This window comes from Mesorhizobium sp. M4A.F.Ca.ET.020.02.1.1 (assembly GCF_004022645.1).
Lineage (GTDB): Bacteria > Pseudomonadota > Alphaproteobacteria > Rhizobiales > Rhizobiaceae > Mesorhizobium.
Genome location: NZ_RZOI01000459.1, coordinates 1 through 5,045 on the forward strand (window position 1 = coordinate 1; position 5,045 = coordinate 5,045).

The following is a 5,045-nucleotide window of genomic DNA, read 5'->3' on the forward strand; positions in this document are numbered from 1 at the left end:
ATAACGAGACGTTTTCCAACGCGTTCCATGGCGTTGGCGGCCTGCTGAAGGTGTCGGAGCCGCGCTACCGCCATCCTATCAGCTCGGCATTCGTGCGCGCCGCGCAGGAAATCGGCCTCTCCCACAATTCGGACTTCAACGGCGCTTGTCAGGCCGGCGTCGGCTTTTACCAGACAACGACGTTCGCCGCGCGCCGCGGATCGACGGCCGCCACCTATCTGAAGGCCGTCCGCCACTCGAAGCTGCTTGCGCTGCAGGTCGAAGCGTCAGTGGAAGGATTGGTGCTCGAGAACGGTGCCGCCGTCGGCATTCGATACCGCCACGCCAGCCAGGTCCTTGAAGCGCGCGCCAGAGACGAAGTGGTGCTTTGCGCCGGTGCCCTGGCGACGCCGAAGCTGCTGATGCTTTCGGGTATAGGTTCCGGCGCTGAACTCGCCAGGTTCGGGATTCCGGTCACTCGGCATTTGCCGGGTGTCGGCGAGAATTTCCAGGATCACATCACCGCGTCGGTCTATGGAATTACCGACCGTCCCATCTCGCTTAGAGGACAGGACAGGGGACTGCGGGCAGTGGCGAATGGCCTGCAGTATCTGCTCACGCGGTCGGGACTGCTGGCGTCGAACGTTGTCGAGACCGGCGGTTTCGTCGACACGAGCGGCGAGGGCAGGCCCGATATCCAGTTTCATGTGACCCCGGCGCTTGTCGGAGATGCCACGCGCGTAGCGATGGATGGGCATGGCGTGTCGATCAATCCCTGCATTCTGCGCCCGGTTTCGCGTGGCAAGGTTTCGCTCCGAAGCCGGGAGGCCAGCAATCCGATTGTCTTCGTTGGAAATAACCTGACCTGTCAAGAAGACGTCGACACGCTGGTGCGCGGCCTGAAGCTTGCTCGCAGAATACTCGCGGCACCATCCATGCAGGCGCTGGAATTTCGCGAACTTGCGCCTGGCGATGGCGACAAAAGCGACATCGAACTTGAACAGCATGCGCGCTCGTTTGCCAAGACGGTCTACCATCCGGCGGGCACCTGCAAGATGGGCAGAGATGCCATGGCAGTCGTGGACAACAAGCTGCGGGTGATCGGCGTGCCGCGGCTTCGCGTTGCCGATGCCTCGATCATGCCAACGCTCGTCAGCGGCAACACCAACGCGCCCTGCATCATGATCGCCGAGCGCTGCGCGGATTTCCTGCTGGCGTGAGATGGACACCAGTTGATCAGATCGGCATCGGCGCCGGCGTCTCGCTTGGCGCTTTGCCGGTTGTATTCTGGCCGAGCACATTGTCGTGCGATTCCATGCCTCCCCACTCGTGAGCGTTGGCGTTGGCATCGGCACTGCAATATCCGCGCAGGGCATCGGCATATAGGCGCGCAATACCCTTGTGTCGGCGGCGGAGGAAATCCGACTGATCAAGACGCCAAAGCCGCTCAATATTGGACATGATCGCCGGATTGCTCCACACTGAATAGCCGGCTGCCGTATAGACCGTGATCTCACCGGCATAGAGCTGTTCATCGGTGACCAAAAAGTCGACGCGGACATAGTCAAGATCGCCGGCGATTCGGGGGGCGATGTCCGCAGCCTTGCGAACGCGATCCAAAAGATCTGGTGTAAGCTCCAGCGCCTGGTCCTCGCGCGGATAATCGAGGTCGCGCCCCGGCAATGGATTGCCTTGCGGATCGAACAACCGGGAGCGTAGCGCCTTCTTGTCCTCGGCCCGGACATGGCAAACCACGCCGCTACAGACCTGGACCTTGATCTCGGTGGCGATCTTGCCGCCGCTCAAAGGCAGCATCTCCTCGACAAACACTTTCGGCTCAATCAGCCAGTAAGCCCATTCCCCGTAGCGGACGCCGAAACGCTTCCTCAGCCACCGCTTCGTTTTTCGCGCGACCTCCGCTCGGTCTGGCCGCCCTTCTGAAATGAAGATGTTCATGTCGCAGCCATGGTTGGCTTTGACCACCACCGCGTCGTCGAGCAACGCCGACGGGATGTCGTCGGGATCGCGGCCGCGCCACAACGTCTTCGGCACTTCCAGCTCCGGGCAGACGGCGTGGACATAGTCCTTCGCGGCGAGCTTGTCCGACAGCGTGACGAACAGCGGATTGTGGTCGATCAGCCTTCGCCAGAGCATGCATTCATTATAACGCTCGGGCGCGGCGGGATTGGGCCAGTAGCCCATCTTCCTCGCAAACCGCGCCACAAGCATCGGGTGACGAAGCGTGATCAGCAGCCGCGCCACGGCCAGGACAAGACGGTGCCCTGCTGGGAAATCGGCGGCCGGCCTCATCGAACGGTTACAATTGTCCGAACGGAGTTCTTCCCCGACGATTCACATCGCTGATCCACGGCACATCCCGCCCATTGACGGCGCACCTAAGCACCACCCGGGCGCGCCGGCAAGCTGGCACGACGACCCACCCCGGCGGTGTCGACGCGAGCCGTTCAGATGCGCCGGCCAGTGCTCGCCTCGAACAGATGGGCGCAGGCGCGGTCGGCCTCGATATGCACCGCCTGGCCCTGCTTCAGCGCGAGCCGCTCGCGGAACAGGCAGGAGATTTCCTCGCCGGCGCAATCCACCGTGGCGAAGATCTCCGAACCTGTCGCTTCCAAAAGCGTCACGGTGCCGGCAATGCCCTCGCTGCGTGCACGGATATGTTCAGGACGGACGCCGTAGACGAGCTCGCAGTCCGGGACCCGTGCCGGGTGGATGTCGTCCGGCAGCGGCAGCGTCAGCCCGCTGGTGCTGCGGAACACGCCTTCCTCGATGCGGCCGCGGATGAAGTTCATCGACGGTGAGCCGATGAAACCGGCGACGAACAGATTGGCCGGACGATCGTATAGGTCGAGCGGCGCGCCGATCTGCTCGACCAGCCCGTCATGCAGCACGACGATCTTGTCGGCCATGGTCATGGCCTCGATCTGATCGTGCGTGACATAGATGGTGGTGGTGCCCAGCCGCTGGTGCAGCGCCTTGATCTCGCCCCGCATCTGCACGCGCAGCTTGGCGTCTAGGTTGGAGAGCGGCTCGTCGAACAGGAACACCTGCGGGTCGCGCACGATGGCGCGGCCCATGGCGACGCGCTGGCGCTGGCCGCCGGAAAGCTGGCGCGGATAGCGGTCGAGCAGCTTTTCCAGGCCGAGTATGCTTGCCGCCCGCTTGACCCGGCTTGCCGTGTCGGCCGGATCGGCTCTTTTGATCTTCAGCGCGAAGCCCATATTGTCGGCCACCGTCATATGCGGATAGAGCGCGTAGTTCTGGAACACCATGGCGATGTTGCGGTCGCGCGCCCTGAGCTCGTTGACGACCCGCTCGCCGATGGCGATCTTGCCAGCCGAGATCGTCTCCAGCCCCGCGATCATGCGCAGCAGCGTCGACTTCCCGCAGCCCGACGGCCCGACCAGGATGACGAACTCGCCATCGGCGATGTCGACGCTGACATCGTGGATGATCTTGGCGGTCCCAAAAGCCTTCTGCACGTTGTTGATGGTCACCGATGCCATTTCATGTCTCCACAAACGTGTAATGTCGGACCGGCCTCAGCCGCCCTTGACCGCGCCGGCGGTCAGCCCGGCGACGATCTGCCTTTGCGCGAACAGGGTCAGCACCAGCACCGGTAGCGTCACCACGAGTGCTGCCGCGGCGAGCGGCCCCCAGCTCACCTGCTCGTAGGACAGCATGTTGTAGACGGCGACTGGCAAGGTCCGCGTCTCGCGGCTGGCGAGCACCACGCCGAAGACGAAATTGTTCCACGAGAAGATAACCGACAGGATGAAGGCGACGACGATGCCGGGCTTGGCGATCGGCAGCGCCACCAGCCGGAACACCTGCCATGAGCTGGCGCCGTCGATGCTGGCCGCCTCCTCCAGCTCCATCGGCGTCGTCTCGAAATAGCCGATCATCACCCAGACGACGATCGGCACTGTCACCACCAGATGGATGATGATCTGCGGCCACAGCGTGCCGAGGATGCCGATCCACTGGAACAGCAGGAACAGCGGGATCAGATAGGAAAGGCCGGGCGTCATGCGGGCGATCATTATGACGACCGCCGACCGTTCGGCCTTCAGCCGGGCGATGCCGTAGCCGGCCGGCACGCCGATCAGGAGCGCCAGTAGCGTCGCCGTGCCGGTGACCAGCACCGAATTCCCCAGATAGAGCAGGAAGTTGTTCTCCTCGAACACCTTCACATAGTTTGACCAGGCGAAGTGCTCGGGAATCAGGATCGGCGGATAGGCGCCGTTGTCGATCTCGAATTTCAGCGACAGCGAGATCATCCAGAGGAAGAACAGGATCGCCGGCGAGACGAGGACCAGGGCCGCGAAGAACAGTCCGATCCGGTTGATGAGGCGTGACGTCATCTTATTTGCCCTCCGCGTTGATCCATTGCGAGCGCTGGCGCAGCATCAACAGGATGAAGGACAGCGCCACGATCACAACGAAGAACACCACGGCCATGGCCGAGCCGTAGCCGATGTCGTAGTAGGAGAAGGCGGTGTTGTAGAGATAGATGTTGATGGTTTCCGACGCCGTGCCCGGACCGCCTTGGGTCATGGCGTAGATGATGTCGAAGCTTTTAAGCGCATCGATGGTGCGGATGATGACGGCAATCATCAGGAACGGCGCGATCATCGGCAGCGTCAGGTAGCGGAACTGCTGCCAGGCATTGGCGCCGTCGATCTCGGCGCTCTCGAACGGCTCGCGCGGCACCGAGGCCAGCCCGCCCAGCACGATCAGCATCACCAGCGGCGTCCACTGCCAGGTCTCGACCGCGACCAGCGAGGGAATGACCGTCTTGGCGTTGAATATCCATTCCTGCGCCGGAATGCCGACCAGCGACAGGAGATAGTTGAGCACGCCGAGCTGCGGGTGGAACATCATCGTCCACACCAGCGCCACGGCGACCGGCGTTGCCATCATCGGCATCACGAAGATGCCGCGCAGCAGGCCGCGCAGCGGGACCTTTGCATCGAAGATCAGTGCGGCGACGGTGCCGAGGAACATCGGCGCGACGACCGACAGGAAGGTGTAGGTCAGCGTATGCC

General features: G+C 62.8%; 5 protein-coding genes. 1 reads left to right on the top strand and 4 read right to left on the bottom strand.

The features are described 5' to 3' along the window. A partial coding sequence (locus EN742_RS24050; protein ID WP_128333359.1) for a GMC oxidoreductase occupies nucleotides 1-1,199 on the top strand: 1,199 nt, incomplete at its 5' end. 16 nt (nucleotides 1,200-1,215) lie between these two features. Here the strand turns inward: EN742_RS24050 and EN742_RS24055 are convergent. The 4 genes from EN742_RS24055 to EN742_RS24070 all read right to left on the bottom strand — a co-directional run. Next, nucleotides 1,216-2,289 (bottom strand): ATP-grasp fold amidoligase family protein, encoded by a 1,074-nt coding sequence (locus EN742_RS24055; RefSeq protein ID WP_128333360.1) that lies wholly within the window; start codon nucleotides 2,287-2,289, stop codon nucleotides 1,216-1,218. Between the two features lie 155 nt (nucleotides 2,290-2,444). Then, nucleotides 2,445-3,503: a sn-glycerol-3-phosphate ABC transporter ATP-binding protein UgpC gene (gene ugpC / locus EN742_RS24060; RefSeq protein WP_126058038.1), complete on the bottom strand. Its 1,059-nt coding sequence runs from the start codon at nucleotides 3,501-3,503 to the stop codon at nucleotides 2,445-2,447. Between the two features lie 36 nt (nucleotides 3,504-3,539). Then, nucleotides 3,540-4,361: a carbohydrate ABC transporter permease gene (locus EN742_RS24065; RefSeq protein ID WP_126058037.1), complete on the bottom strand. Its 822-nt coding sequence runs from the start codon at nucleotides 4,359-4,361 to the stop codon at nucleotides 3,540-3,542. Between the two features lies 1 nt (nucleotide 4,362). Further along, nucleotides 4,363-5,045 (bottom strand): sugar ABC transporter permease (locus tag EN742_RS24070; RefSeq protein ID WP_148670220.1); only part of this gene is annotated, 683 nt, incomplete at its 5' end.

Excerpts from the sequence above, each read along its gene's own strand:
- ugpC (WP_126058038.1), bottom strand. The coding sequence starts at position 3,503 with ATGGCATCGGTGACCATCAACAACGTGCAGAAGGCTTTTGGGACCGCC.
- EN742_RS24065 (WP_126058037.1), bottom strand. The coding sequence starts at position 4,361 with ATGACGTCACGCCTCATCAACCGGATCGGACTGTTCTTCGCGGCCCTG.
- EN742_RS24055 (WP_128333360.1), bottom strand. The coding sequence starts at position 2,289 with ATGAGGCCGGCCGCCGATTTCCCAGCAGGGCACCGTCTTGTCCTGGCC.